The following is a 25,665-nucleotide window of genomic DNA, read 5'->3' on the forward strand; positions in this document are numbered from 1 at the left end:
GTTTGCAGTGACTGACAGTTCAAGGTTTCACGGCTGCCTGCAGTGTCGCCTTGGCTGTGGTCCAGTCTGCGTTGGGCAGCGCCTCCCACACGCGCAGATGGCGAAAGCTCGCCTCAGTGCCGGCCCCGAGCATGATGCTGTGTTTCGCGGTTCCAATCAGCGGATTGCTCAGCGTGGTGCTCTTGCCATCAATCGTGCCCACCACTTCCGAGCCTTTGATCTCCAGGACCACAGTATGCCATTCGTTGAGTTTGACGGGCGTGAGCGCGCGGCCCGCCGTTCCTTTTTCCCGCTGCTTGGTCGTGGGATTGATGCGCTCCGCATCATACGGCGTCAGAAACAGACCGCCCGGTCCCACGCTCAGCGAGATCACGTAGTCCTTGGCATCCGTCGCCTTCACAAACAAAGAGCGGTATTTGCGGCCTTCATCGGGCACGTCATTCAGCCTCACCTCGCATTGAATGATGGCGTCGGTGAATTGAAAGCCGAACGAAGCTGTCGCCGGATGATTGGCCCCAGGGCTTTCCACTCCGGTGAAAACTCCGTCGGCCAGTTTCCAATATCCCGATTTTCCACCCGCAGTCCCAGCATTATAACGCCAGCCAGTAAACCCGCTGGCAAACCCCACCGGCTTGCCCACCACAGGGGCGAGCGGCGACGCGAAGTCCTCGCTGACCAGCAGCTTGCCGCGTGTGGTCATGAGCGTCTTTGACAGATCCTCTGCGGCCAAGGCGGAGCAGGTGAATGCGGCAAACAGAAGCAAGAGTGATGATTTCATGAAAAAGCTTATCGGCTGAGATTGCGCAAAACTTCCAGCGCCTTCGTCTCAAAGATCTTCTGCCACTCAGGTGCGACCAGCGTGTCACAGTCTTCCTGCGCGTAGCCGCTGTTCAGGCGCTGCTCCACAGTGGGTGTGTACCAGATGTAGCCATTGGTGTAGCCGGAGACAAAGGCGCGGGCGTCGTTCGCGGCTTTCTTGATGTTCAGTCCCACCTGTACTGTGACTTCTCCGGGGAAGGTCACCAGCTTGAAGTCGCCTACACGCAGCCCGCAGACCTCGGCATCCAACGTTGGGCTGGCGGCTGCCTCGGTCTGCTTCAGGTGCATTTTCAGCAGTGCGAGGTTGGCATTCAACCGTGTGAGCCGCTCCATGATCTCGATGTTGGCCAGGTAGCTCTCCACCAGCGCGCGGTTGTCGGCATCAAGCTGGGGGATGGCTTTCCGATCCAATGACTGGTCATGCAGGTAGCTCTGCGAATAATGCGACGGCGTTTCCGGCCAGAGCTTGTGCTGCAGCAGCAGTGGTAGGAAGGTCTTGAAGTTGATGTTGGTGGACTTGAGCGCGGCCACGAGCTTTTTCTGCTCCGCCTCGATGTTGGCAATGCGCGCTGTGTAATCCGCCGCACGCGGCAGGGCGATGGTCTCATTGCTCACTTTGAGAGGCGCACCGGCCTGGGTTTCGATTTTCCGCAAAGAGGCCAGCACCGTGGCACCCAGCATGGCGCCAAGCGGCTCGGCATCGGCTGGTCGGGAGACCTCTTTGTAGCGCACCGGATTGATGTCCCCACCACACCCCTGGATGAAAAAAGCCATCGCGCCACCGCCAAGAGCCTCCTCGATGACTTTGGAGGCAAAGCCCGGATAATCCGCCGAGCAACCTTTGCTGGGCGGGTTCATGATCGGATGGCAGGCAAACTGGTAGAGCACAGCCAGCGGCGTGCCGTCCGTGCGATCCAGCCGCAGCACGGCCACCTGCGGATCGATGGGCCCCACGCTGGCGACATCCTCGTCGTGTGGCATCGAGTAGGCGCGCCGCATGTCCACCATGCTGCCGTCTTTCATTTTGAGCCGCCGGTTTTCACTGATGCGCGTCTCAGACCCTTCGCCGCTGCCCGCCTTCACCGGCACCAGATTCTGTGCCGCCTGCTTCACCGCCTGGATGACCAGCGGCTCCAGATCTCCGCGTACGATGCCGTGACAGTGGCTCGCATTGACCACCACATTCTCCGGCGCGATGCCCAGCTCCCGCAGTCCGCCGCGCACCGTCGCCATGAAGCCATTGCCAATGCGCCCGATGCCTCCCACCGCCACCGCATCCAGCGTGATCACCACCGCCGTGGTGTCGTCGTTCTTGAGCACCAGCGCCTTGGCAAAGCACGGATCATTCACCGGACCAGTGCGGTCAGTGATGTCAACCTTGGCCACCCCAGCGAGCATTTCAGCCCTGGCCGTGACCACGCATGTGAGAAGGAGCAGACAGATGATTTTCATGATGCGCTATTTCTGCAAAGCCCACCCCACAGCATTGAGCAGCAGCCGCTGCAGATCGGCACTGCGCATGTCCTCAGGTGCTCCGAGGCTGGTATAGAAAATCCGCGCTTTCCCAGCGCCATAGGTGCGTGCCCATGCCACCGGCTGCGGCGGCGTGACAGCCCCAGCCTGGGCGGTACCGATGAGCACCGGGGTGGCATCAGCGGCCAGCGGCAGGACTTTGTACATCGACTGATACCCCTGGATGCCGGCGGTGTTCACGCCCTTCAGAAGCACGCTTGTCTCCGCACCCGGAGCCACACTCACGCTGTAAGGAAGCCCCTTTGTTTCATACCCGGTGTTTTCGCCACCCAGCACCTCGTGCGTGAACTCCGGCCATGGGGCCAGACTCGGATCCACAGTCTCATTGGGCTTGGGAATGAAGGCATGATTGGCCGTGCGAATGCCCAGCAGAGGCCTGCCTGCGGCAAGGTGCGCCCGAATGGCCGCCATCTGCTCCTTCGGCGGAAAGCGACGGCGCGAGAAAAGCACCAGCAGATCCGCCTCTTTCAGCGCCTCGATGAGTCCGGCAAAGTGATGCGGCTGCGGCTTGTCCCCTTCGATGATTGTGACTTGATGCCCGAGCGGCCGCAGCTCCTTCTCCGCAAATTCACGCATCGTGCGCGGAGCCTCGTAGTTGTTGGGATCTTCCACCGTCATGACGACGATGTTGGCAGCAGATGCAGCACAGGTAAGCAGCGCGAAGCAGAGCAGAATGAATTTCATAGTCGCGTGAATAGATATTACTGAAGTTTTGCAAACAGCTCCTCCAGCCCTGCGACGATTTTTGTCGAGGCATCGGCTTCGAGGCAGGCGGATCTGGCGCGCCAGGTTTCATAGCCGCCAAGCTTGTGCTGCTCCGGCGTGGGAAGATAGCCATGGTACGCATTGGCCAGGGACACGGTGAAAGTCTGCGCATGTCGGCTCTTCAAACCCAGCCCGATCTCCACAAAAACCTCGGCAGGAATGGCTGAAACACGCAGGTCGCCGATCTTGAGCACCTGCAGGGGTGCCGAGACTTCCTTGGGAAAGTCGGCCAGCAGCACGGTCTCACGCGCATACACCTGCTCCATCGTCTCCATGCGTGGAAAAAGCTTGGACTGCTTCGTCACCGCGCGTGCCTTCTCCACTTCCTCCGGCGTGGGGATGCGCAGACCGAGCGCGACCTCCTTCTGGGCTACTCCGAGCGGCACCCAGTCCTGATACTTCAGCGCCTTGCACGCACCGGCGACAGCCTGCGCCACATCCTTCGCGACGAGATTGATCTGCCCATAAAGCGGCTGCTTCGCCTGCCCTCCCCGGCAGTCGATGTTGTTGATGTCGCCGCTGGTCCCGTTGGACATGATGCCCACAAAGGCGGGGTCTTGATTCCCCACGCCGAGCAGCTCGCCGATCCGGCTGCAAAAGACACCGTAGTAGTCCGCCGAAAGATGGCCCGGCCCTGTGCCGCCGACATAATGCAGCGAGTAGTTGGCATACAGCGCGATGGGTTTTCCCTCGGGTGACTGCACACTGATGAAGCACACCTCAGGATCCGTCGGTCCGGCTGGCTCCAGGAGGTTCGGGTTGTTGACTCCGGGATTCGTCTTCACCTGATCCGTGGTCACGCCATGAGGCGTTGCGGGGATGCCGCCGGGCTTCATTTTCCAGCGGCGGTTAAAGACATGCTGCGGCACATCCACCTTTCCCCACGCGATTTTGGCAGGCGCAAGATTGTTCAGAGCGCAGCGCACCCCATCGGCGATGCGACGTGCCAGAAAACGCTGATACATCGGATTCGGCTCGCTCTGGCCCACCGCCTGCGCCGTGCCGCACGAGTGCGAATGCGTGGCAGACATGAGCATGTTCTCCATCGGCAGCCCGGTGGCCTCGTTCACCATTTTCTTCGCTTCATCAAAAATGCCCCGCCCGATGACGCAGCTGTCCGCAACCACCAGCACCAGCTTCGTCTTGCCATCGTCAAGCGCAAGACAGCGCGCGTGCAGCTCATCATGTACAAAAGTTGCCTGCCGGTCCTGAAACCCGCCGTTCATGGAGGTGCCAAGCTCCGGTGTGATGTTGCTGGTGGCCGCACCGGCTTTGAAAACACCGGAGGGATCAGCCGCATATGCGGTCGAAAAAAGAGTGCAGATGGCAAAAAGGAGCTGGCGCATCCTCTCCATACGGTCACACGAGGCGGACTCAATCGGCCAACTCCAAAGCCTTTGTGTCTGGCGCCCACCAGATGACAATCACCCCCAGCGCATAGACCGACGCACAGATGGCGCCCACCCGTGCGTAATCGCCGCCCAGCGCCGAGAAAAGAAACCCCGCAGCCAGCACTCCCACGGCCGTACCAAAGCGTCCGGAATTGTACGCCAGCCCGCTGCCTGTGGCACGCACACGTGTGGGAAACAGCTCCGGCAGATAAAGCGCCAGCCAGCCAAAGAACAACGTGGCCACAAAGCCCTGCGCACACACGATGGGATGAAACGAAGCCTCCAGCGGTGCCGTCATCTGAAACATCGCGCAGGTGATGCTGACTGTGGCAAGGCTGATGAGGCAGTAGCTCAGCCGCCGGCCCAGCCAGTTTGCACACTGTCCGCCTAGCAGGCTGCCCAGCGTGGCCCCCAGCGCCCACCAGCCCTGGGTCGCCGCCTTGTAGTCGGCATGTGCAGCTCCGGCGATCTTGTCAGACCACGGGATCATCCATTTGCTGGCCGACCACGCACCGATCATCGGGATGGCGCTCAGCAGGATGCCCACCAAGGTGAAGCGGATGAGATTCGGCTGAAACAGCTCGCGCAGCGGCGTCACCGAAGCTTTGGACATGCCACGCGAAGCCAGCCACTTGGGCGACTCTGGCAGCACCACCAGCACAAACACTCCCAGCAGCGCCGGCACACCTGCAAACTGAAACACCCACCGCCAGGACTCCGGCGTGATGTGCCACTGCCGTGCCACCTGGGAAAGCGCCAGGACGCCCACGTTCAGCCCCGCCATCATCGCCCCGGAGACCAGCGGCCGCGAGGCACTGGACCAGCACTCAGAAACAAGCGCAATGCCATTGGGCCACAAGCCGCCCACTCCCAGCCCCACCAGAAAGCGCAGCACCAGCATCTGCTCCTGCGTCTGCGCATACGCCCCCATGGCGGCAAAGATAGTATAAAACAAAATGCACACCCCCATCGCCCGCGTACGCCCCACGCGATCTCCTAGGCTTCCCAGCACGATGCCGCCGATCGCCGCGCCGAGCATCAGCGCTGCCGTGAAACGCGCAAACCACTCTCCTCCCAGTTCAGGAGTGAAGCCTGCTCCCAGCAGGCTTTTCGACACTGAGAGCGATGCCACCGGCATCAGCCCGAGCTCCACGCCATCAAAGACGAGTCCTAGAAAAACGGTGACCAGCACCAGATAGCGTTGGGCTTTGCTCATGATTTCAAAATCGCCTGGATCACCGCGCTGTTGTCCGCCTCGCCGTAGCCCAGTGCCTCAGCCTTTTCGAGCAGTTCACGGTGCACCTCGCTCAGTGGCAGCGGGATCGCGCTCGCAGCCAGCATGAGACGCACATCCTTGAGATGCTGCGAGAGCTTCGCCTGCGGGTTGAAATCCTGCGTGATCATCTTCTCCCCTTTGGTGTCCATGATGCGGGAGTAGGCCATGCTGCGGCGCATCACATCCAGCGTCTGAGCCGGGTCCAGATCCAGTTGCTGCGCGAAGGCGAGCCCCTCCGCCAGTGCGGCACGATTGAGGCCCAGCACGAGGTTCGTCACCAGCTTCATCTTTGCCCCGCTGCCACAGGGCCCCACATGCACGGACTCTCGGGCAAAGCAGGCAAACCACTCGCGGCATCGCTCAAACGCCGCCGCATCCCCGCCAGCCATCACCAGCACATCCCTCTGTTGAAGCTGCACGCTGCTGCCGGAAACCGTCGCATCCAGATAGTGCACACCCAGCGCCGCCAGCTCAGCCCCCAGCGCTGCCATTTCACGCGGATCGCCCGTGGTCGTATCAATGATGATCTGGCCCGCCTTCAATGTCACGCCTCTTGCCACATCGCTCGCAATGTGGGAGTTGGGCAGGCAAAGAAACACCACATCGCATTGCTCAAACACCTCTTGAGCCGTGGCTGCGTTCACGCAGCGCGTGGCATCCACGTCCCAGCCGCAGCTCGCGCCGGTCATTTTCAGCACGGCGCTTCCCATCAGGCCCATGCCGATGACGCCGGGTCTGCTGCTGGTCACTGTGCTCATGTCAGGCCAAAAAGCTGTCGTGCATTTCCAGAGAGAATCTTCTGCTCCTCGTCCGCAGAAAGCTTCAGAGAGCGCAGCGGCTCCAGAATCTCCTTCGGCTCCACCCACGGATGGTCGCTGGAAAAAAGCAGCCTGTCCGCGCTGCTGAAATCCAGCGCAAAGCGCATCGCCTCCGGCAACGGCGAAACGATGTCCATGTAGATGCTGCGCAGATACTCGCTGGGCTTGCGCTGCAGGTTCTGCGGCCCACGCTTCAGCACCGTGAGCTGATGGTCCATGCGTCCGCTGATGTAAGGCAGCGTGCCGCCCAAATGCGGACACACCAGCTTCAGCTTCGGGTGCTTGTCCAGCAATCCGCTGGCGATGATGCGGGCAATGGCGATGGTGTTTACAAACATGTTGCCCAGCGTGCTGGTGAGCTCATACCCCTTCACCTGCTCCGTGGTCATTGGCTTGGCGGGGTGCAGCAGGATGGGCACTCCCAGCTCCTCCGCCCGCGCATAAAGCCAGTGAAACTGCGGCTCATCACACCACGCTCCGGCGAGATTGGTATAGAGCAGGATGCCCTTGAAGCCGAGCTTGTTCACGCAGCGGTCCAGTTCTTCGGCCGCCGCCTTTTCATTTTGCAGCGGCAGCACGCACAGTCCGCGAAAGCGCGTGGGATGCTTTGCGATCACCGCCGCCAGAGAGTCATGAATCAGCTGCGCCACCGCCGCACCGTCCGCGCCAAACCACTCGGGGCCGGGGTCGTTTGTGCTTAGCATGGTGATCTCGATGCCGCTGGCGTCCATGGTCGCGAGCTTGGCATCCACATCGAGATAAAAAGGCGGCACCTTGCGCAGCCAGTCACCCATCTTGAGAAAGACGGTGCCTTTGTCGTCATGCACCAGCGGTTCGGTTTTACGCTTGCGCATCATGTCGAGCACCTCGGGAAAAAAGAGGTGACTCTGGCAGTCGATGATGCCCTTGGGCGGTGCTGCAGCGGCGACTGCTGCACTGCCAGCAAGAGTGGCGCTGAGAAAATGGCGGCGGTTCATGGAGTCATCACTCGGCAGGCTTCAGATACAAGGCGCTGAAACGGATGTCCGTGTTGCGCCTTCCTTCAAACGTCACGCGCACACGGACCCGTTCGGGCAGATCACCCCCGTCCTTCTCCCACCTCACCGGTGTTTGGAATCCGCTCTGTCTGACAGTGCTGGCGTAGCCCGGCAGCGGCGTTTCGTTGGCGCTGAGAAGCTCGACCTTCAGCCCTGCGTCAGGCCCAAGACCCTCTGCATTCACAAAGAAATTCTGTCTTCGCCTCAGCGAAAGCGCTGCGGTGACAAACTCACTGGTGATTTCAGGAAGCTGGTAGTCTCCGGGCCCTTTTCCGGCCGTTTCCACCACGAGATCTCCAAAGCGGTCGCGCGGCAGGCGTGCAATGCCGACACCGCCACGCTCAGGCACTTTTTCCCTGCTCCGTGGATCCCAGGCGCCATAGTAGATGAAGGTCTCGTCGCCGATGTTCTCAAACCCCTGCCCCTGGAGCACCCCGCCCTGATCCCAGGCGCCATCCGCACCGCGTTTGAGAAAGGTCCATTCACGCGCAGGCTCTCGAAAGTTCAGACCATCGTTGCTGAGCACAAAACCGAGATCAATCGTGATGTCCTGCCACTCCTTCGCGCCGTGCCACAGCCCGACAACGCCCAGCAGCATATTGCGTCGGTTCCACACACTGATGCCCTCATGCGTCTGCTCGCCCTCCAGGCTGCGCCCCGGTCCCAGCACCTGGTGCTGGGGCTCACGCACAAAACCAATGCTCTGCGTGGGCAGCCAGTGGATGAAATCTGGCGAGCGATACATGCGCGTCACGCGTCCCTGATAGGGCTGCATGGCATTCAGAGCATTCTGTCCGCAGGCATAAAACATGCCGTCCCACTCATAGAGACCGCCGCTGGGCTCAAAGTGAATGGCTGGCAGCAGCAGATCCTCCTTTCTGAGTTCGGCTTTCACTGACTTCACCTCCTTCACCGGCTTCCAGGTATAGCCGTCCACGCTCACAAACGGCAGCAGAGTCCCCAGTCTCCTCTGTCCCCGAAAGTACACATGCGAGGTCATTTTGTACCGCCTCGCCGGATCAGGATCGGCCTCATCCTTGAGCACCTTGATGTTCACAAAACCCCATGGGCCGCCGCCCATCTGCAGCAGGTTGTTGTTCTTGCTCCCCTTGTATTCCACGAGCCCCAGGTCCGGCTTCGTCCAGTGCGCGCCGTCCGTGCTCTCCGCATAGGCCGCTCGCCAGCGGGCGGATGCCACCTTGTTTTCAGTGTCATCATCATAGGCCACATACCACATGCGGTATGTGTCATTCTCCCGGATGATGGAGCCGTAGAACTGCACCCCCTGCGCATCAGGCGTTCCCGGCCTGCCTCTCTGCAGCACTGGATTGGCCGGATGCCGCTCGGCCTGCCTCATTTCCAGCCGTAGATTCTGCGAATAGGGAATGGAGACGCTGTCAAAAGCGAAGAGCGTTGTGAACTTCGTCTCATCAAAATACCCGGCCGCCGTAGCAGACGAGACCCAGCCCATCAGCACCAGGCTGACGATGCCGATGGGTGGGAGCCTGTTCATGACTCAGATCAGCCGTCGATGTTCCAGCCGGGGCGGTATTCCTTCTTCATGAAGGCATTCGCTTCGGGCGTGTCGGGGCTTTTGCCAGTCTTGCCGTCATACTGGATCTTCTTGCCCGTGCGGTAGGCCACCAGGCCGAGCAGCATCATTTCGATCATGTCGGCGCTGTAGCCAAAGTTGCAGGCGGTGGGCTTGCTGGGGTCGCGGCAGGCGTCAAACCACTGCTTCTGGAAGTGGCCGATGTCAGGCAGCATGTCCTCTTTTTTGCGCGGCTTGTAGTAGCTCATGTCCGCATCGTTGCCGTAGGGCAGGATGAGGCGTGAATCGAAGTCGGCGATGAGGAAGCCCTTCGTGCCTTTGAACATCGCGCCGTGACCGATCTGCGTGAGGTCGATGTGCTTCTTGGGCGAGCTCGGCATCGCGCCGCCCTGATACCAGGCCACAGTGATGGGCCCGCGCCAGTCATTGGCGGGAAGCTCAAAGTGGGACTCGCATTTCACCGGCGTCACGTCGGAGTTGTAGGCATCACCCTTTGCTTCAGCGGAGGTGGGCAGGCCGCCGTCCACGGCGTTCCAAAGCAGATCCATGGTGTGGCTGCCCATGTCACCGATCTGACCAGCGCCAAAGTCCCAGAACATGTTCCAGGAAAGGCAGTTGGCACCGGCCCCGCCGGAGAAGTAGGCGGGGTTGTACGGGTGGAAAGGGGAGGGGCCAAGCCACAGGTCGTAATGGAATCCCTTCGGCGGCTCACCTTCCTCTGGGAAGTAGCCCGGCTTGGGAATCTGGCGGTTGCCCCAGGCATAGGCGGCCTTCAGCTCGCCGATGGCTCCGTCGCGGATGAGCTCGCGGACGCGGTTGAAATTCGGATTCGCATGCCGCTGCATGCCCACCTGCGTGGCCAGCTTGCCTTTCTTCGTTTCCCAGGTGGCGCGTACCGTGCGTGCCTCATCCACCGTGATCGCCAGCGGCTTCTCGCAGTAGCAGTGCAGATTGCGCTTGAGCGCCCAGTTGGCGATGAAGGCATGGGTGTGGTCCGGCGTGCACACCACCACCGCGTCGAGGCCTTTGTGATCCAGGCACTTGCGCCAGTCGATGTACGTCGTCGCATTCGGGAAACGCTTCAGCGCATCGGGAAAGCGAGCTTCGTTGATGTCGCACAAGGCCACCACGTTTTCCTCCGCAATGGAGTCGTAGTGGGCCAGACCACGGCCCCACACGCCGATGAGGGCGACGTTGAGTTTGTTGCTGGCGGCGTTCTGGCCGAACAGCGGGCGGGTGATCATGCTTCCGGCGACGAGACCGGCAGCACCGACAAAGCGGCGACGTGAGAGAGGCGTGGGTTGGGTGCTCATGGCACGGCATGAAACGACGCGTGGCGTCGATCTCAAGCACCAAGGTGGGCCGATTCCAGCTTTTCCCCCGGCCGGAAGTGCTGGGAAAACGAAGCTTGCTTAGCAGACGCTCATTTCAGAAAATGAACCAACAAAATTTAATGCCATGGAAATTCCCACCGCCGCCAAAACCCTGCTGGAGCACAAGGGCCGGGACATCTGGACCATCTCGCCAACGGCCACCGTCTATCAGGCCATTCAGATGATGTCAGAGAAAAACATCGGCGCGCTGCCAGTGGTGGAGGGCACCCGGCTGGTCGGCATCATTTCAGAACGCGACTACATGAGCAAGGTGGCGCTCCGCGGCAAATCCTCCAAGGAAACGCCCGTCAGTGAGATCATGACGCGGGAACCGGTGACCGTGGGACCAGATCAAACCGTCTCCAGTTGCATGGAGATCATCACGGAACATCGCATCCGCCACCTTCCGGTATTGGATGGCGAGGAACTGCTCGGCATTGTTTCCATCGGCGATCTTGTGAAGTGGATCATCGCCACTCAGCGCATGACGATCGAGCAGCTCAATGCCTACATCTCCGGCGGCTACTCCGCCTGAGCGCATCACATCAGCGCATTTGGCTGGCTCCAGCGGATCCTGCCCAGCAGTAGATCTCCCTTGAAGCCATGCTTTGGCAGCATGCCGCCATCAGTCACCCACGATTCATCGGGTGAGATGTTGGTGGTCTGGAAATTTCCCATCAGAGGCACCTCATCTGGCGCTTTCACACCATCGCCTTCCAGCGGCAGCACGACTCGCTCAGTCTCGCGGATCAGCCGCAGTGTCTTCAGGTCCACCTGCGCCATGAACAGCGGCGCACGCCAGCGTATCACGTTCACATTACTGGCGTCTTTACGTGTGTAGACCAGGTGCAGCGCCTCGCTGTGCGGCAGCCAGTGCTGCTGCGTGGTGCTCATTTCCAGCGGCGTGCCGTCATCCCAGCACCACGGCTGCTTTTCCTCAAAGTTCAGCCCGTCATCGCTCGCAGCCACATAGCCGCAGTTGTCCTCGGCACGCAGCGTCACGTAAAACTTCCCACGATAGCGCACCAGCGAGGGCTCCAGCAGCCCACGTCCGGCGGCGTGCTTGATCTCACGGCCCACCTTTTGAATGGCCAGCGTCTCTCCGTCAAACGAGCACCGCACCCCGGCGGCGGAACGCCCGTTCTGCCGTGCACCGAATGACATCACAAAGGCGATGCTGCCATCCTCCAGCACCTCGCGCTGGCCGCAGTTGTTGGTGTAAATATTCGCGCCACGTGGGTCATCCCAGACCAGCCGTTTGCGCTCGGACCAGTGCCCGTCTTTGTACACTGCATACACAGGCCAGCGTGCCGGCTGGTTGCGGTCAAACTTCGGCCCACGGTAAAAAACGTTGTGCCCCATCGCCAGCACGGTGCCCGTTTTGGCATGATGCTGCGGCACCACATCGCACACGCCTTCCTCGCCACGCCCGTCCGTCGTCGGCACACGGCCCAGCGGCGGCACCGGCTGCGGGTCCGACCACGTCCGCCCGAGATCACGGGACTCCATCCAATGTACTGGCAGAAAGAAATCGGAACCGCGAATCTCCTGCATCGTCATGAAGATCACCAGGCCGTCTTTGCCCGGCACCACGCAGGGCCGCGGATGAAACCAGGAAGGCCCGCTGCCATCGCGGCCGCGCTTGAGCGTGACCTTTTCCAGCGATGCAATCAGCGATGCCGCTGACTGCCCGGAGGCCAGATTCACAGCCAGCATGCCCGCCGTGCTTTGTTGGAGAAATTGACGACGGTTCATGCTGGCATAGCGTCTGTTTACTTCGCCTTCGTTTTCTCAGGCAGGCCCTGCCCGGGCTTGAGGTCCAGGTTGGCCTTCATGTCGTCTTCCGTCACGGTAGAGGGCACCCCGTCCGCAGGGATCTTCGCCTTTGCCGTCCAGAGGATCGCGTTCAGCACCAGCTTGCGCTGGTCGTTATTGGCCCAGCCTTTGTGGTAATGGCCGCCGGTGAAGCCAAAGCCACGGCCGCCATCTGCACGCTCGCAGGCCCAGGCCACATGCTGCTTCTCCTTGTTCTTCACGGACTCACGCACGGCCGGATTGCCGCTATGGGCACCATCCGGGCGGCTCATGGTGGAGTCAGGAGCCACGTCACTGAGGATAGGTGTCACTCCCTGCATGTTCGGGCGGAAGCGCATGTGGAAGTACCACTCGTCATTCGTGCCAAAAGGCTTCACGCCCTCACTGATGGGATGCACTGGCAGTTCCTTGAAGTTGGCGTCCCAGTGCGGGTTCACGCTCCAGTTGATCTCAAAGCAGCCGCCCATCCAGTCGATGAACTCCTTGCCACCCTTTTCAATCGTGGGCTCCACCGCATAGTGCAGCGTCAGAAAGCCACAGCCGCGCTTCATCTCCTTGTCGAGCTGCGCCAGGCGGTCTCCCTGCAAGGCCGGATGTCCGCCACCGCCGTCTGAGTAGATCACGACTGTGTCCGCCGCAGACAGCTCCTCCTGGGACGGCCACTCGCCATTCAGATGAAATTTGACGTCCACCTGGTCTGCCACCCCCTGCTCCAGGCACTTCTTCAGAAGCTGGATGCCCGCATTGTGCTCATGCTGCCCCGGACCATGCGAAGGCTTCCCAGCAATCATGACGATGGATTTTTTGTCCGCTGCAAACGCGGGGCTGAGGAATGAGAAGGCTAAGACAGCAGAGAACAGGTACTTCATAGGTGGGGTTGGAACGTGGAAAGCAAACGCCTCTGATGCACGCGGCATTTCATTCAGGAGTCGCGATCTTTACCCCACGAGTTTTCCATCCTGGCACGCCTTTAGCTAAATGATTCCTTTAGCCAGCCAAATGCCCATTTCCAAAAGCCGCCCGCAGACCAATGTTCTGTACGCCTCTGCTTTCGTCGGCCTGGTCATGGCGGTTTTCACCATCGGCTATCGAGCGGCAGGATGGTCTTGGAGCGACTCTTTTTACATGGTCGTCATCACCGCCTTCAGCGTCGGCTATGGCGAGGTGGTGCCCATCACCGACCCTTGGCTGAGGGCCTGGACGACCATCCTGATTCTCTTCGGCTGCACGGGCATCATCTTCGTCACCGGCACGCTCGTTCAGTGGCTGACGGAGGCGCAAATCCAACGGGCTTTGGGAGGCAAACGCATGGAAAACGAAATCGAAAAACTCAGCAACCACGCCATCATCTGCGGCTACGGCCGCATCGGGCGCATGATCGCCTCGCAGCTGCAGGCAGGCGGCATCCCCTTCGTCATCGTTGACCAGGCCACCGATCGCGTGGCCGAAGTCCGCGATGCAGGCTTTCTCACTCTCCAGGGCGAAGCCACTGACGAAGCCGTGCTGAAACACGCCGGCATCAGCCGCGCACGCGTGCTGGCCACCGTGCTGCCCAACGACGCCGCCAATGTCTTCATCACCCTCAGTGCGCGCAATATGAACCCCGCCATCCAGATCATCGCCCGTGGCGAGGTGCCCTCCACCGAGCGCAAGCTGCTGCAGGCGGGCGCAAACCGTGTCGTCCTGCCTGCCCACATCGGTGCAGACCGCATCGCCCACCTGATCCTGCACCCGAACGCACGCGACCTCATCGGCGGCAAGACCAAAGCCGGCATCGACTTTGACCACCACCTCACAGAGCTGGGCCTGGACATGGAGGAGATCGAGATCCGCGCCGACTCCCCCTGGGTTCACAAGCGCATCTCCGAAGTCGAAACCGGCACCGCCGGCCGCATGCTTCCCGTGGCCATCCTGCGCAAGGAGGGCGCTACAGACTTGAACCCCAGCCCCTCCGCGATGCTCATGCCCGGAGACGCTTTGGTGGTGATGAAACGCGTGCTGCGGCGCTAAGCGCCTATTTTCCGTTCAAGCTGGCTCGCCCCCTGCGCTTGGCGGTGGTCCTATGCCCAAGCAGCCCGACCGTATTTTCAAAGTCGCCATCATCGGTGGAGGGTTTGCCGGAGTCTACTGCGCGCGCGAGCTGCTGCGGTTGACCGAAGACGTGGCGGACATGACCGTGGGCATCATTGCCAGCGAGAACCACATGGTCTTCCAGCCCATGCTGCCCGAAGTCGCCGGCGGCTCACTCTCACCTCAGCATGTGGTCAATCCCATCCGCATGATCTGCCGTGGTGCGGAGGTGCTGAAAGGAGAGGTCACCCACATCGACTTGGAGCACCGCGTCATCACGCTCAATGGCGGCATGTTCACCCCGCAGGTCACGGTGGGCTTTGAGCACCTCATGCTCGCACCCGGGGCCGGAGTGGACCTCAGCCGTATTCCCGGCATGGCCGAACATGCCTACCTCATGCGCACCGTGGGCGATGCCATGAAGCTGCGCGCCGCCATCCTCAGCCGCTTGGAGGAGGCAAACTTGATCACCAATCCCAGGCTGCGCAAAGAGCTCCTCTCCTTCGTCATCGTAGGCGGCGGTTACTCCGGAGTGGAAACCGCCGGACAGATCCAGGATCTGATCCAGGGCGCACGCCGCTTCTACGAAAACATCGATCCCGGCGAGCCCAGCGTCACACTCATCCACAGCGGCGAGCGCCTGCTGGGCATGCTGAGCGACAGCCTCGGCACCTACACCGGCAAATGTCTCACCGAGATGGGCGTTAAAATCATCTTCAAAAGCCGCGTGCGCGCCGTCACGGCACGCACCGTGCAGCTGGGAGATGGCGTCTCTCTTTCCGCCACACTCGTGGTCTGCACAGTGGGCAATGCACCTCATCCTCAAATCAAAGCGCTCGGTGCCAGCGGCTCCCTCCCTGTTGAAAAGGGCAAGGTCGTCGTCGAGGCCAGCGGCCAGGTCAGAGGCCTGACCAACGTGTGGTCGGCGGGAGACTGCGCCGCATTCCCCAAAGCCGATGGTGGCAACTGTCCCGAGACCGCTCAGTTTGCCATGCGCCAGGGGGCGCTGGTGGCGCGAAACATCGCCGCCAGTTTTGCGGGTCGCGCCTTGAAACCGTTTCGCTTCACCGGCCTCGGAGAGCTGGCCACCATCGGCCACCGCAAGGCGGTCGCGCAGGTGTTTGGCATGCGCTTCTCCGGCATCATCGCCTGGTTCATGTGGCGCAGCATCTACCTCATGAAACTCCCCGGCTTTGACCGCAAGCTGCGCGTCATGGCGGAGTGGACCTTTGAGATGTTCTTCCCGCGCGACATCAATCTGCTCACCCCCAGCTTCTCCTCGCCCCTCGGCGAGATGCATCTCGAGCCCGGAGATTCCCTCTTCCATGCCGGTGAGCCTGCCCAGTCCCTGTACGCTGTCAAAAAAGGCAACGTCAACATCACCGACGCCCAGGGCCAGATCGTCAAAGCCGCAGGTCCGGGCGAGCACTTCGGCGAACGCGCCCTGCTCGGCGACGGCATCTGGCGTTTCGATGCCACGGCCACCGAGTCCAGCGAACTCGTCGCCATCGACGGCGACACCTTCAAGATCCTCGCCCAAAGCATCGGCTCGCTGGACACCCTCTTCCGTGGCACCGCGCAGCAGTACCACCTGCCCGAGGAAATTCAGAACACGGTGGACATGATCCCCGAAGCCACCCGCAAAGCCTGCGCTTCAGATGTCATGACACGAAACATCGCCTTCCTCGATGCCAACGCGACTGTGCAGGATGCCGTGGCGGAGTTTCAGGCCCATCCGCACAGCACCTACCCCGTCACTACAAACGGCTGCGTCATCGGCCTGCTGCGCCGTTCCGTGGCCTATGAATGGCTCAAGAACCACGGCCTCACCTGCGTGGACAAGCTGCAAGCACTGCCTTTGACCAAGCCCTTCTGCATCACCGCAGACACCCCCGTGCCTGTGCTCGTCGGCACCCTGATGCGCAGCGGCGTCAGCAAGGCGGTCGTCGTCGATGAAGAGAAAAAACTCCTCGGCATGATCACGCTGTTTGATCTGCTGAAGGGCGCTCAGAACGCGTGAGGGAACTCCGCCACGCCTGAAGCCCACACATTCCGAAGCCAAACGCGTTGAGCATCCCATGAATCGACCACATCTGCGGCAGGGTAAGAGCGTATTGTGGGATCAAATAACGCAATCCAAAGCCCAGGGCCAGAAGCATCGAGGCAGACAGTGAGACCCCTGAAAGGATGAAGCCAAAGTTCGTCCATATAGAACACTGCTTCTCAAAACCTCGCCTTATATGAGACAACGCTACGCCAAGCGCTCCAAGCACCAAAATCAGGACGCCCAGCGATTCTACAAATCGAAAAATGCCGAAATGAGTGCAGGTGATACCCACTGCCACAATGGGCACGCCCAAGAGAACCGCTGAGCAAGAAAAGCTCGTCCACCGCCCCGGTTTCGCTTGCGCATTCAGCCCCGCCATCCATGGCAGCGTGAACCCCGCATGATGAAAGTGCGCCGCTGTGAGCAGCACGATGAGTGGATCGAAGCCCCACGGCGTCCAGTTCGCACGATGCGCCATCAGCCACGCAGCCCCGACGGCAGGACCTACATCCGCCGCGACAAGACACAACGAACCGGCATCCCGCTGTCCTGCTCGTTGCCATGCCAGGAGCGAGGTCGATGCCCGGCGCCAAGTGATGATCAGCCATCCCGCCACCATCAGCGCAGTCCCGCCTGAAGCTTCAAAACAAAAACTCTCTGCCGCTAACACAACAGCCCAAAACTCTTCCAGGGCTTGCTTCCGGCCCGTGGTGGGCCTGGCCAGTGGGATCAACACTAGCATTGAAAACAGCAAAAAAATAACCACCAGTGATGCTGCTTCCAACTTCAGATTCAGTTGAATGGATATGGCGAGCCAGAGCATCGGCCTGATCCAGGCCTTCAGAGCCTGCGGATTCATGGTTGCACCGCCTCCTTCATCCTCGCCTGCGAATCCCGCACAAACCGGCACTGCCACCACCGCGCCAGGGGAAAACCGAGCCACGCCATCCAATGACGCGGATGCGAAAACGCGCGAATCGCATACCACACGCTGCCATCAGCCCGATGCTCAATGACAAACTGCTCCTCGCCGCACTCCGCATGCTCTGGCAGCGTGCCATAGACAAAGCCATGCGTGTGCGCTGAATCGCAGCGCCGCAAAATCCGGCACGGATTGACCCACCACAGACCACCGATGCGTGTCACCATCGCCACAATCTGCCCGACCTCCTGGCCTTTGGCTTCCAACCGGCTGACCTCCGCCCATGTGGGAAACATGACCCACGCATCCAGAGCCTCGCAGGCTGCCCTATAAATCTCTTCTCCGCTCCCAAGTCTCACCTCATGCTCATCGGCGATGAATCCGCCTGCAAACGGCGGCGCATAGCTCAGCGGTGCATTTCTCCAAGACTCCAGCAATCCATGCAGTCGTTCGGGAGCGGGGCGTTTCAGGCTGAGCATCGTACCATCACGCTTCCATGCCTTTGAAGTCAGATGAAACGAAAAAGCACAAAAAGTGGGCCTGCCAGTTTTCACAGCTTTCGAATCTTTTGCATCTTTCGCTACTTTCGGCCATCCATCCGCATGCCCCCACCCCTTCGCGCCGTCATCTTCGACTTCGACGGCCTCATCGTTGACACTGAAAGCACTGGTTACCACACCTGGAGAGAAATTTTCGACCAGCATGGCCATGAACTGCCTGTGGAGCGCTATGCGCAGGCCGTCGGCACCGATTTCCTCACCGGCGTCTACGATCCCAAGCGTGATCTCGAACAGCTCACCGGCCGCGACTTCGACTGGGCGGCCATCGAACTCGAACGCAAAACCCGTGAAAACGAACTGCGGAAGCATCTCCAGTTGCTCCCAGGAGTAGCGGACCGCCTGCAAGAGGCCGCCTCACTCGGCCTGCGCATCGCCATCGCCAGCAGCAGCCCGCGCGTTTGGATCGACTCCTGGATGGACCAGCTCGGCCTGCATGATCATTTCCACCACATCTCCACCGTCGATGACACCGGCAAGGTGAAGCCCGACCCCAGCCTCTTCCTCCACGCCGCTGGAAATCTTGGCGTCACCCCCGAAGAAGCCGTCATTTTTGAGGACTCCCTCAATGGTCTCCGCGCCGCCATGGCCGCCGGCATCCGTTGCATCGTCGCCCCGGGGCCGATGACACGCCACCTCGACTTCACTGGTGCGTGGAAGCGGGTGAATTCATTGGCCGATGTCTCTCTACGGCAGCTCGCATCATAGAATTTTCTTCCAGCATGCAGGAGAACCCCTTATCGTGATTTTGAACTCCACCACGAGCATGATCACACGCCGCCTCCTCTTCATCGCTGTCACATCGCTTGCACTTGGCACTTCAGCACGTGCCCAGCCACCTGCTGAGCGTTCCGCCAAGATTCAGCAAAAGCTGGACGAGATCATTTTCCCGGTCGTCCAATTCCAAAAGGCCACCATTGAGGAGGCCCTCGAATACCTTCGCGTCAAGAGCCGCGACCTTGACACCAGCAGCACCCCTTCGGCAGAAAAAGGCATCACGGTTGTTATCAAAGAAACCAGCACAGCACCCATCACCATCGACCTGCGGGATGTATCGCTCGGGATCGCCTTGAAGTACTGTGCGGAGCTCGCAGGCCTCAAGCACCGCGTGGAGCCTTATGCTGTTGTCGTTGCTGCGGACTTCAAAGAAGCCTACTCAGCACCTCCCGTTCTGGGCAATGCGGACAAGATCATCTTCCCCACGGTGCAGTTCAGCGGTGCCACGCTCGAAGAGGCCGCCGAGTTCTTTCGCATCAAATCGCGCGATCTCGACCCCTCGAAAAAGGGCGTCAACATCCTGATCAAGACAGGTGGTGCGTCTGTCAAAATCAGTCTCGACCTCCGCAATATCCCTCTGTCCGAAGCCCTGAACTATGCTGCCCAGCTGAGCGGCTGTCAGCTCACCGTCGACAGCAACATCTACGTCCTCTCGCCTTCAAATACCCGATAAGGAGCCACCCTCTGCAGCGCTGGCCATGCTTCAACTTTTGCAATGCGGAGCCCCTGAATGGCCCGGAAAAATCGAGCCATGAAGCTGCACACTCTGCTCTCCCTGTGTCTCCTCAGCACGCTTCACGCGGCTGATCCAGCCTGGCTAGGCACGGGCGAATTCCAGTGGCAGAGTTCGCCCCCGCTCGTCGGTCCTGCCACAGACGCAACCGACCCCGATGTGGCGCTCAAAGACCCTTCCATGGTGTTCCATGAGGGAAAATGGCACCTGTTTGCCACGCATCGGCGAGCCTCTGGCAAGGTGGACATGCAATATCTCAGTTTCACCGATTGGAAGGACGCTGACAAGGCCGCACGCCACACACTCGACTTTCATGATCAGTACCACTGCGCTCCGCAGGTGTTCTTCTACACCCCGCATCAAAAGTGGTATCTCATCTACCAGCTCGTCGATGAACGCCGTGGACCGAAAATGGCTCCCTACTTTTCCACCACGTCCACCATCGCCGACCCCAAGTCCTGGACCAAACCGCAGCCCATGATCGAAACGCTGCCCGAAGGCGGCGACAAGATCAGGTGGATCGACTTCTGGGTCATCTGCGACACAACCAAAGCCCACCTATTCTATACCAGCGACGACGGCCATTTCTGGCGGCGCGAAACCTCCCGGTCAAACTTCCCTCTCGGCTGGTCCAAACCCGAGCTCCAGCTTGAAGACACGAAGGACGAACTCTTTGAAGCCTCCCACACCTACAAGCTCAAAGGCCGCAACCAATACCTCACCCTCATCGAGGCCATGGCTCCCGGACAACGCTACTACAAAGCCTGGCTTGCAGACAAACTCGAAGGCCCGTGGCAGCCGCTGGCGGCCACCCGTGACCACCCTTTCGCCTCCAGCGCCAACGTCACGCAAAAAGTGCCCTGGACCACCAGCATCAGCCACGGCGAACTCATCCGCAGCAGCAATGACGAAACACTCGAAGTCGATCCCGCGCATCTCCGCTTCGTCTTCCAGGGTGTCGATGCCGAAGGCTACCAGGCAAAGAAATACGGCAGCATTCCGTGGCGGATCGGGATTCTGGATCTCCAGGTGAAACGTTAAAGAAAACCGTCGCTTTTGCAGCGCTCCCTATTCTTTAGCTGATCCTGCCCAAGGAGGACCGTCCATCCGCCCTCGCTGTTTTGGGCCGGCAGCCGATGCCGGGTGATTGAGGGTCGTGTTCAGGGGCACCTTTTAACTTATCGGCTGAGGCACAGGTTCAAACTTGTGGAAAATGCTCTTCACCTGGCTGATGCGCAGCGGCTTTGTGCATCCGAAAAGGCCGCCACCTCACGGCGGCGGCCTTTGACTGCGACGGACTGCCAGGGAGCAGCCTTCTCACACCAGCGATGGACCGGCAGGCAGTCGCTTCATCTCTTAGTGCGGGCCAGGAGCAGTTTCAGGATGGTTCAGGAACGGACTTGCAGCGGCCACTTTCTGGCCGTTGGCCGCCACCGGGGCAGCGCTGGGTTTCTGAGCGATCCTGTGGAAGACGCCCTTCACCTGGCTGAGATGCAGCGGCGCTTTGGCCTTGGCCGGAGTGATGGGCGGCGTGGCTTGGGCGACAGCAGCGGAAGCGAGCACGACAACGAGCATGAGCTTGGTTTTCATGGCTGATAGGATGGTTGGTTGGGTTGGTTGGAATAGGTCCGGGATGCAGCCCTTGGCGTTTGGTTGCCGCGCAGGCGTGTTTCCGGGAGTGCCATCCTTTGTTGCCAGTACCATGCCAGCCACACGGAACACATCTCAACCCACTCGTAATGAATAGGCTAACAAAAAATTAAGCAACCTCTACCCACCGGGAAGAGCTCATTATTTGCAAAATTTCAGATCACCGTGTGTAAACTTTTTTTGCAACGGGCAGCCACTCTCATTTTTTCAGCGTCCGTTTGGGCAGCAGATCATAGCGGTCCAGTTTCTCCCGCACCGTCACTCGCGAGACCCCCAGCCACTCAGCCACCTGGCTCTGATTGCCCGCCGCCATTTTCAGGGCAGCGGCATAGAGCTTCTGCTCCAAGGCCTCTGTGGCGGCGTTCAGCGCACCTCCAGGCATAGCCCCCGCCCGGGCGGCATTCAGGCAGGACTCCACCAGCCCGTCCACAGTGGTCGCAGTCATCTCATTTTGAGGAGTCCCCAGCAGCGTGCGCACCATCTCCGCCGAGATGGAAAATCCCCGGGCTTCGATCAAAAGGGTGCGGGTCACGTTCTCCAGCTCACGCACATTGCCCGGCCAGCGATGCTGCTTCAGCACCTCCAGCGCCTCGCGCTCGATGGCCGGCTCAGCGATGCCGAGCTGACCGGCCACCTTGGCCAGAAAGTGCCGGGCCAGCGGCGTGATGTCCTCGGCGCGCTCCCGCAGCGGCGGCAGCCGCAGCACCGCACCGTTCAGCCGGTACAGCAGGTCCTCACGAAATTCCCCTTTCTTGATCATCGCGCTCAGGTCCCGATGCGTGGCAGTGATGATTCTCATATCCAGCTCCAGCTCCTGGCTTCCCCCCACCCTTCTGACCCGTCTTTCCTGCAGCACCCTCAGCAGCTTGGCCTGCACGGCGGGAGGAATGTCACCGATTTCATCCAGAAACAAAGTGCCGCCCTGAGCCTGCTCAAAGCTCCCGGCACGACGCGCTACCGCATGCGTAAACGCGCCTTTCTCATGCCCGAAAAGCTCGCTCTCGATCAGGTTCTCCGGGATCGCCGCACAGTTCACCGCCACAAAGGGCTGCTCGGCCCGGCGGCTGTGCAGGTGCAGCGCTCGCGCCACCAGCTCCTTGCCAGTGCCGGTCTCCCCCAATATGAGCACAGGCACCGGCGTGGCTGCGTAGCTGCCCAGTTGTTTAAAGACCTCCTGCATCGCCCGGCTTCGACCGATCAGCGCCGCCTTGCCAGCCTCGCCCTCGCGCAGCGGCACCGGTCGCGCGGCCGCAGATGACACATGCAGCGCCCTCTCCACCACGCGCAGCATCTCGGGCGGGTCAAAGGGCTTGAGAAGGTAGTCAAACGCCCCCGCCTTCATCGACTCGATCGCTCGCTCGGTGGTGCTGAAGGCCGTCATCAAAATCACCGGCAGCCGTGGCTTCGCCGCGTGCAGCCGCTGCAGCACTTCCATCCCGCCGATGCCCGGCATGCGGATGTCGCAGATCACCAGATCAAACGCCTCCGTCATCGCCATCTGCACCCCGGTGGTGCCATCACTGGCACGCCGTACCTGGTGGCCGCTTGTCTCCAGCACGGTGAGCAGGGACGACGCGAAATCATCGTCATCATCGATCAGCAGCAGCCGTGCTCCCTGTTCAGGCATGCCTCCATGGTGCTGCCGCTGCTGCCATCATGCAAGCCCCTCAAAGGCGTGGCAGCCTCAGCTCAAAGCGCGTTCCCTCCGCAGAGGTGGAGGCCAGCAGCAGATCGCCGCCATGCCTGCGCGCGATGCTGCGGCTGATCGTCAGCCCCAGCCCGGTGCCACCGCGCTTGAGCGTGGCAAAGGGCTTGAACAGCCTCTCCTGCAGATCCTCCGGCACACCGGGCCCGTTGTCCGTCACCGCCAGCACGATGCGGCGCTCCAGCGCCAGCGCCTCGATCTGCACACAGCCGTCCGTCCGCCCGCTGCAGGCCTCCGCCGCATTGCGCACCAGGTTCAGCAGTGCCTGGCGCAGCAGTTCAGGATCCGCGTGAAAGCTGGCGTCCTCCACCACGCCCAGCTCAAAACGCACTCCCCGCTGCTGCATTTCCGCCTGGTGGTCATGGTGAAACATGTCCACCAGCTCCGCCAGCGCGCAGGGGATGATGCGCGGCTCAGACGGACGCGCGTAAATCAAAAAATCCCCCACGATATGCTCCACCCGGTCCAGCTCCCGGTTCATGCTCGCCACCTGCGCCGCCACCTTCGGCTGCAGCTCTGCATCCACCAGCAGCCCCAGCGCATAGGCCCGGTTTTTCAGCGCTCCCACAGGATTGCGGATCTCATGCGCCAGCCCGGCCGCCAGGCTGCTCAGAGAAGCCATTTCATCACGGGCCGTCTTGGCATGTTCCACCAGCGCCGCCTGCTCCTGCAGCGGGCGAAACCAGCCGCGATAGATCATCCACAGCAGCACTCCGAACAGCGGTGCCATGACCACCGCAGCCGTCACCACCAGCCATTGCAGCTCCCTCATGGAGTCCCGCATTTCGCTCACGCGGTCCAGCAGGTGAAATCCGCAGGCATCCCGCAGCGCCTGGAGGTCCCGCAGCAGTTCCCTGAACGGTTCATCTGCATGCATGACGCCCGCCAGCCGCTCCTTGTCTGGCAGCGCCAGCCATGACTGCACCTGCTCCCCGTAGATGCGCAGGTCCTTCTGCACCTCCTCCAGCGAAGTCGCTGCCTTGCCTGTCAGCGACACCGGCGGCTGGCGGAAAAAAGCCTCGTTGCGCGCAAACAGCACCGTGTACTGGTCCTGCTTCCCCACATTCACCTCACCGTCGCCCAGCCGCAGCGCCGCGCTGTGCAGGTCCAGGATCAGCGCCGCTCCATCGCGGTGGAAACGCAGGCCGATCTCCTGCTCCTCATGCGCCAGCCCCCGCAGTTGCTCCACTTCCCTCAGCCGCGTCACGGTCAGAAGCACAAGACAGGTCAGTCCCGCCAGCAGGCACAGCGCCAGTGCCACGGCGGCTTGTTTCCATGCGGAAATCTTCATGCTTCACCTTACGCACAGGTCCGTGCTGGATTCACTCGGATCCTGCACCTTCTTGAATTCATAAATCCGGTGGCATTTTGGCTCGACACCATCCTTGGTGCTGGCACAACAAGACATGACGCCGCTTCCGCTCGCCGACCGCTATGCACGTTTTCGCGACGCCGTGTTTTCCGGTGTGGCCGAGCACCTGCCAGGTTTTGCCGAACCCATGACGGAGCTGCAGCTGCAGAGCCTCTGGTTCTCCGGCTCTTTTGGCAGCGAATTCACCACCACCGATGGCAGGACCGTGCGCATTGCCGACTTCGGTGAGTGGAATTCCGGGGCCGGCCCTGACTTCAGCGGCTGCGCCATCGTCATCGACGGGCAGACCGTCCGGGGGGACATCGAGCTGGACTCCGATGCCCGTGACTGGGAACGTCACACCCATGGTGCGAACAAACACTTCAACCACGTGGTGCTGCACCTCTTCCTGAATGCGCCGGAAGAGCGCTTTTTCACCCGCACCAGCGAGCACCATGACGTCCCCCAGGTGTTGCTTCAGGCCGCGATGCTGCCAGAAGGCATCACCCCAAGGACGCGCCTCGCCTCTGCAAGGATGGGCCGCTGCGCCCTTCCCCTGCGTGAAATGGAGGCCTCCAGCGTGCAGTCCATCATCGAATCCGCCGCGCAGCACCGCCTGGATCTCAAATCCAGGCGCCTGCACCGCAGCGTTGCCGCCCATGGACGTGAGCAGGCGGTTTACCAGGCGCTCGCTCAGACACTGGGCTACCGCCGGAATCAGCAGCCTTTTGCCATCCTGGCCCAACGGCTGCCACTGAAAAAAATCACCCGCCTCGACGCCGCCAAGCGCGAAGCCTGGCTCTTTGGTGTCTCAGGTTTTCTCGAAGGCGTTCGCAGCGAGGACACCGAACCTGCCACCCGCTCCTACCTCCGCCAGCTGTGGAGCGAATGGTGGAAGCTGCGCAGCGGCATGGGCCGCTGGCTGGACGGCCACCAGCTCCTGCGCTGGCAGCTCAGCGCCATCCGTCCTGGCAATCATCCTCAGCGCCGCCTCGGCGCGCTCGCTGCGCTGCTCCGCTCATGGTCCGCCATCATCACCCCGCTCGCAGACGCCACGCGCTGGAGCCAGGCTGCATGGCGCGAGTCCCTCCTTTCCCTTTCACATGAGTTCTGGGACACTCATTACACCCTGCTCGCAGAGGCTTCGGAGAAACCTCTCGCCTTGATCGGCGAAACACGTGTCCAGGAGATGCTCGCCAACGTCGCCTATCCCCTTCTCGTGCCGGAGCGCACTCGCCTCTGGGCCGAATACCTCGAACTCCCTGCGCTGCTGGACAATCAGAAAGTCCGCCGCGCCGTGCTCCGCCTCTTTGGCGACGCCCCGCGCGGACGTGACTTCACCAAAAAGCTCCACCATCAGCAGGGCCTCCTGCAGATCTACGAGGACTTCTGCCTCGAAGACGACTCTGCCTGTGCTGACTGCCCCTTCCCGGAAAGATTGAAGGAGTGGAGCTGAAGCTGACGTTTGCGCTCC

Annotated in this window: 23 protein-coding genes; 7 read left to right on the forward strand and 16 right to left on the reverse strand. The window is 61.0% G+C overall.

What is annotated here, in order from left to right:
* Nucleotides 1-19: 19 nt before the first annotated feature.
* Genes ACFQDI_RS15165 through ACFQDI_RS15205 form a run of 9 tightly spaced genes read right to left on the reverse strand, consistent with a single transcriptional unit; the run spans nt 20 to nt 10,504 of the window.
* The gene (locus tag ACFQDI_RS15165; protein ID WP_377168216.1) at nt 20-778 is read right to left on the reverse strand and encodes a LamG domain-containing protein; all 759 of its coding nucleotides are present in this window, start codon (nt 776-778) and stop codon (nt 20-22) included.
* An 8-nt stretch (nt 779-786) separates the two neighbouring features.
* Complete coding sequence (locus ACFQDI_RS15170; protein WP_377168218.1) at nt 787-2,271, reverse strand: hypothetical protein; 1,485 nt, start codon at nt 2,269-2,271, stop codon at nt 787-789.
* Between the two features lie 6 nt (nt 2,272-2,277).
* Nucleotides 2,278-3,036: a ThuA domain-containing protein gene (locus ACFQDI_RS15175; RefSeq protein WP_377168220.1), complete on the reverse strand. Its 759-nt coding sequence runs from the start codon at nt 3,034-3,036 to the stop codon at nt 2,278-2,280.
* A 17-nt stretch (nt 3,037-3,053) separates the two neighbouring features.
* Complete coding sequence (locus tag ACFQDI_RS15180) at nt 3,054-4,463, reverse strand: hypothetical protein (RefSeq protein ID WP_377168222.1); 1,410 nt, start codon at nt 4,461-4,463, stop codon at nt 3,054-3,056.
* A 28-nt stretch (nt 4,464-4,491) separates the two neighbouring features.
* Nucleotides 4,492-5,724 (reverse strand): MFS transporter, encoded by a 1,233-nt coding sequence (locus tag ACFQDI_RS15185; RefSeq protein ID WP_377168224.1) that lies wholly within the window; start codon nt 5,722-5,724, stop codon nt 4,492-4,494.
* On the reverse strand, nt 5,721-6,542 hold the full coding sequence (locus ACFQDI_RS15190; protein WP_377168226.1) for an NAD(P)-dependent oxidoreductase: 822 nt from the start codon (nt 6,540-6,542) through the stop codon (nt 5,721-5,723). Before ACFQDI_RS15190 ends, ACFQDI_RS15185 begins: the two co-directional genes overlap by 4 nt.
* A complete protein-coding gene (locus tag ACFQDI_RS15195; RefSeq protein WP_377168228.1) occupies nt 6,539-7,579 on the reverse strand; it encodes an amidohydrolase family protein in 1,041 nt (346 codons plus the stop codon). Before ACFQDI_RS15195 ends, ACFQDI_RS15190 begins: the two co-directional genes overlap by 4 nt.
* Nucleotides 7,580-7,586: 7 nt before the next feature.
* Nucleotides 7,587-9,152, reverse strand: coding sequence for a hypothetical protein (locus ACFQDI_RS15200; RefSeq protein WP_377168230.1), 1,566 nt, complete (start codon nt 9,150-9,152; stop codon nt 7,587-7,589).
* 8 nt (nt 9,153-9,160) lie between these two features.
* On the reverse strand, nt 9,161-10,504 hold the full coding sequence (locus ACFQDI_RS15205) for a Gfo/Idh/MocA family protein (RefSeq protein WP_377168232.1): 1,344 nt from the start codon (nt 10,502-10,504) through the stop codon (nt 9,161-9,163).
* A gap of 145 nt (nt 10,505-10,649) precedes the next feature.
* Between ACFQDI_RS15205 and ACFQDI_RS15210 the strand changes: the two genes are divergently transcribed.
* Nucleotides 10,650-11,099, forward strand: a complete 450-nt coding sequence (locus ACFQDI_RS15210; protein ID WP_377168234.1) for a CBS domain-containing protein — start codon at nt 10,650-10,652, stop codon at nt 11,097-11,099.
* Nucleotides 11,100-11,104: 5 nt separating this feature from the next.
* On the opposite strand, the gene ACFQDI_RS15215 is transcribed toward ACFQDI_RS15210, so the two are convergent.
* Together ACFQDI_RS15215 and ACFQDI_RS15220 are read right to left on the reverse strand one after the other, a co-directional pair.
* Entirely contained in the window at nt 11,105-12,319 is a 1,215-nt protein-coding gene (locus tag ACFQDI_RS15215; protein ID WP_377168236.1) for a sialidase family protein, read from the reverse strand.
* Nucleotides 12,320-12,336: 17 nt separating this feature from the next.
* Complete coding sequence (locus ACFQDI_RS15220) at nt 12,337-13,248, reverse strand: ThuA domain-containing protein (RefSeq protein ID WP_377168238.1); 912 nt, start codon at nt 13,246-13,248, stop codon at nt 12,337-12,339.
* A gap of 130 nt (nt 13,249-13,378) precedes the next feature.
* Here ACFQDI_RS15220 and ACFQDI_RS15225 point away from each other — a divergent pair, with 130 nt between their 5' ends.
* Nucleotides 13,379-14,389, forward strand: a complete 1,011-nt coding sequence (locus ACFQDI_RS15225; RefSeq protein ID WP_377168240.1) for a potassium channel family protein — start codon at nt 13,379-13,381, stop codon at nt 14,387-14,389.
* Nucleotides 14,390-14,441: 52 nt separating this feature from the next.
* Nucleotides 14,442-16,469, forward strand: a complete 2,028-nt coding sequence (locus tag ACFQDI_RS15230) for an FAD-dependent oxidoreductase (protein ID WP_377168242.1) — start codon at nt 14,442-14,444, stop codon at nt 16,467-16,469.
* On the opposite strand, the gene ACFQDI_RS15235 is transcribed toward ACFQDI_RS15230, so the two are convergent.
* The gene (locus ACFQDI_RS15235; protein WP_377168244.1) at nt 16,429-17,355 is read right to left on the reverse strand and encodes a YndJ family transporter; all 927 of its coding nucleotides are present in this window, start codon (nt 17,353-17,355) and stop codon (nt 16,429-16,431) included. The genes ACFQDI_RS15230 and ACFQDI_RS15235 overlap by 41 nt on opposite strands.
* Nucleotides 17,352-17,897 (reverse strand): DUF1990 family protein, encoded by a 546-nt coding sequence (locus ACFQDI_RS15240; RefSeq protein WP_377168246.1) that lies wholly within the window; start codon nt 17,895-17,897, stop codon nt 17,352-17,354. The genes ACFQDI_RS15235 and ACFQDI_RS15240 overlap by 4 nt, the downstream gene beginning before the upstream one ends.
* Nucleotides 17,898-18,020: 123 nt before the next feature.
* Here ACFQDI_RS15240 and ACFQDI_RS15245 point away from each other — a divergent pair, with 123 nt between their 5' ends.
* The 3 genes from ACFQDI_RS15245 to ACFQDI_RS15255 all read left to right on the forward strand — a co-directional run bounded on the left by ACFQDI_RS15245 (nt 18,021) and on the right by ACFQDI_RS15255 (nt 20,526).
* Nucleotides 18,021-18,683 carry an HAD family hydrolase gene (locus ACFQDI_RS15245; protein WP_377168248.1) on the forward strand — a complete coding sequence of 221 codons (663 nt, stop codon included), beginning with the start codon at nt 18,021-18,023 and terminating at the stop codon, nt 18,681-18,683.
* A gap of 58 nt (nt 18,684-18,741) precedes the next feature.
* Nucleotides 18,742-19,425 carry a hypothetical protein gene (locus tag ACFQDI_RS15250; protein ID WP_377168250.1) on the forward strand — a complete coding sequence of 228 codons (684 nt, stop codon included), beginning with the start codon at nt 18,742-18,744 and terminating at the stop codon, nt 19,423-19,425.
* A 78-nt stretch (nt 19,426-19,503) separates the two neighbouring features.
* The gene (locus ACFQDI_RS15255) at nt 19,504-20,526 is read left to right on the forward strand and encodes a glycoside hydrolase family 62 protein (protein WP_377168252.1); all 1,023 of its coding nucleotides are present in this window, start codon (nt 19,504-19,506) and stop codon (nt 20,524-20,526) included.
* A 315-nt stretch (nt 20,527-20,841) separates the two neighbouring features.
* On the opposite strand, the gene ACFQDI_RS15260 is transcribed toward ACFQDI_RS15255, so the two are convergent.
* The 3 genes from ACFQDI_RS15260 to ACFQDI_RS15270 form a co-directional block, all read right to left on the reverse strand.
* Nucleotides 20,842-21,075 carry a hypothetical protein gene (locus tag ACFQDI_RS15260; protein ID WP_377168254.1) on the reverse strand — a complete coding sequence of 78 codons (234 nt, stop codon included), beginning with the start codon at nt 21,073-21,075 and terminating at the stop codon, nt 20,842-20,844.
* A gap of 259 nt (nt 21,076-21,334) precedes the next feature.
* Nucleotides 21,335-22,762: a sigma-54-dependent transcriptional regulator gene (locus tag ACFQDI_RS15265; protein ID WP_377168256.1), complete on the reverse strand. Its 1,428-nt coding sequence runs from the start codon at nt 22,760-22,762 to the stop codon at nt 21,335-21,337.
* 40 nt (nt 22,763-22,802) lie between these two features.
* Complete coding sequence (locus tag ACFQDI_RS15270; RefSeq protein WP_377168258.1) at nt 22,803-24,131, reverse strand: sensor histidine kinase; 1,329 nt, start codon at nt 24,129-24,131, stop codon at nt 22,803-22,805.
* A 115-nt stretch (nt 24,132-24,246) separates the two neighbouring features.
* Here ACFQDI_RS15270 and ACFQDI_RS15275 point away from each other — a divergent pair, with 115 nt between their 5' ends.
* Nucleotides 24,247-25,647 carry a DUF2851 family protein gene (locus ACFQDI_RS15275; protein ID WP_377168260.1) on the forward strand — a complete coding sequence of 467 codons (1,401 nt, stop codon included), beginning with the start codon at nt 24,247-24,249 and terminating at the stop codon, nt 25,645-25,647.
* Nucleotides 25,648-25,665 lie beyond the last annotated feature (18 nt).

The sequence above is a fragment of the Prosthecobacter fluviatilis genome (assembly GCF_042655725.1).
GTDB lineage: Bacteria > Verrucomicrobiota > Verrucomicrobiia > Verrucomicrobiales > Verrucomicrobiaceae > Prosthecobacter > Prosthecobacter fluviatilis.

What these genes read in the sequence shown, in the direction of transcription:
- ACFQDI_RS15165 (WP_377168216.1), bottom strand. Translation starts at nt 778, where the DNA reads ATGAAATCATCACTCTTGCTTCTGTTTGCCGCATTCACCTGCTCCGCC.
- ACFQDI_RS15170 (WP_377168218.1), bottom strand. Translation starts at nt 2,271, where the DNA reads ATGAAAATCATCTGTCTGCTCCTTCTCACATGCGTGGTCACGGCCAGG.
- ACFQDI_RS15175 (WP_377168220.1), bottom strand. Translation starts at nt 3,036, where the DNA reads ATGAAATTCATTCTGCTCTGCTTCGCGCTGCTTACCTGTGCTGCATCT.
- ACFQDI_RS15180 (WP_377168222.1), bottom strand. Translation starts at nt 4,463, where the DNA reads ATGCGCCAGCTCCTTTTTGCCATCTGCACTCTTTTTTCGACCGCATAT.
- ACFQDI_RS15185 (WP_377168224.1), bottom strand. Translation starts at nt 5,724, where the DNA reads ATGAGCAAAGCCCAACGCTATCTGGTGCTGGTCACCGTTTTTCTAGGA.
- ACFQDI_RS15190 (WP_377168226.1), bottom strand. Translation starts at nt 6,542, where the DNA reads ATGAGCACAGTGACCAGCAGCAGACCCGGCGTCATCGGCATGGGCCTG.
- ACFQDI_RS15195 (WP_377168228.1), bottom strand. Translation starts at nt 7,579, where the DNA reads ATGAACCGCCGCCATTTTCTCAGCGCCACTCTTGCTGGCAGTGCAGCA.
- ACFQDI_RS15200 (WP_377168230.1), bottom strand. Translation starts at nt 9,152, where the DNA reads ATGAACAGGCTCCCACCCATCGGCATCGTCAGCCTGGTGCTGATGGGC.
- ACFQDI_RS15205 (WP_377168232.1), bottom strand. Translation starts at nt 10,504, where the DNA reads ATGAGCACCCAACCCACGCCTCTCTCACGTCGCCGCTTTGTCGGTGCT.
- ACFQDI_RS15210 (WP_377168234.1), top strand. Translation starts at nt 10,650, where the DNA reads ATGGAAATTCCCACCGCCGCCAAAACCCTGCTGGAGCACAAGGGCCGG.
- ACFQDI_RS15215 (WP_377168236.1), bottom strand. Translation starts at nt 12,319, where the DNA reads ATGAACCGTCGTCAATTTCTCCAACAAAGCACGGCGGGCATGCTGGCT.
- ACFQDI_RS15220 (WP_377168238.1), bottom strand. Translation starts at nt 13,248, where the DNA reads ATGAAGTACCTGTTCTCTGCTGTCTTAGCCTTCTCATTCCTCAGCCCC.
- ACFQDI_RS15225 (WP_377168240.1), top strand. Translation starts at nt 13,379, where the DNA reads ATGCCCATTTCCAAAAGCCGCCCGCAGACCAATGTTCTGTACGCCTCT.
- ACFQDI_RS15230 (WP_377168242.1), top strand. Translation starts at nt 14,442, where the DNA reads ATGCCCAAGCAGCCCGACCGTATTTTCAAAGTCGCCATCATCGGTGGA.
- ACFQDI_RS15235 (WP_377168244.1), bottom strand. Translation starts at nt 17,355, where the DNA reads ATGAATCCGCAGGCTCTGAAGGCCTGGATCAGGCCGATGCTCTGGCTC.
- ACFQDI_RS15240 (WP_377168246.1), bottom strand. Translation starts at nt 17,897, where the DNA reads ATGCTCAGCCTGAAACGCCCCGCTCCCGAACGACTGCATGGATTGCTG.
- ACFQDI_RS15245 (WP_377168248.1), top strand. Translation starts at nt 18,021, where the DNA reads ATGCCCCCACCCCTTCGCGCCGTCATCTTCGACTTCGACGGCCTCATC.
- ACFQDI_RS15250 (WP_377168250.1), top strand. Translation starts at nt 18,742, where the DNA reads ATGATCACACGCCGCCTCCTCTTCATCGCTGTCACATCGCTTGCACTT.
- ACFQDI_RS15255 (WP_377168252.1), top strand. Translation starts at nt 19,504, where the DNA reads ATGAAGCTGCACACTCTGCTCTCCCTGTGTCTCCTCAGCACGCTTCAC.
- ACFQDI_RS15260 (WP_377168254.1), bottom strand. Translation starts at nt 21,075, where the DNA reads ATGAAAACCAAGCTCATGCTCGTTGTCGTGCTCGCTTCCGCTGCTGTC.
- ACFQDI_RS15265 (WP_377168256.1), bottom strand. Translation starts at nt 22,762, where the DNA reads ATGCCTGAACAGGGAGCACGGCTGCTGCTGATCGATGATGACGATGAT.
- ACFQDI_RS15270 (WP_377168258.1), bottom strand. Translation starts at nt 24,131, where the DNA reads ATGAAGATTTCCGCATGGAAACAAGCCGCCGTGGCACTGGCGCTGTGC.
- ACFQDI_RS15275 (WP_377168260.1), top strand. Translation starts at nt 24,247, where the DNA reads ATGACGCCGCTTCCGCTCGCCGACCGCTATGCACGTTTTCGCGACGCC.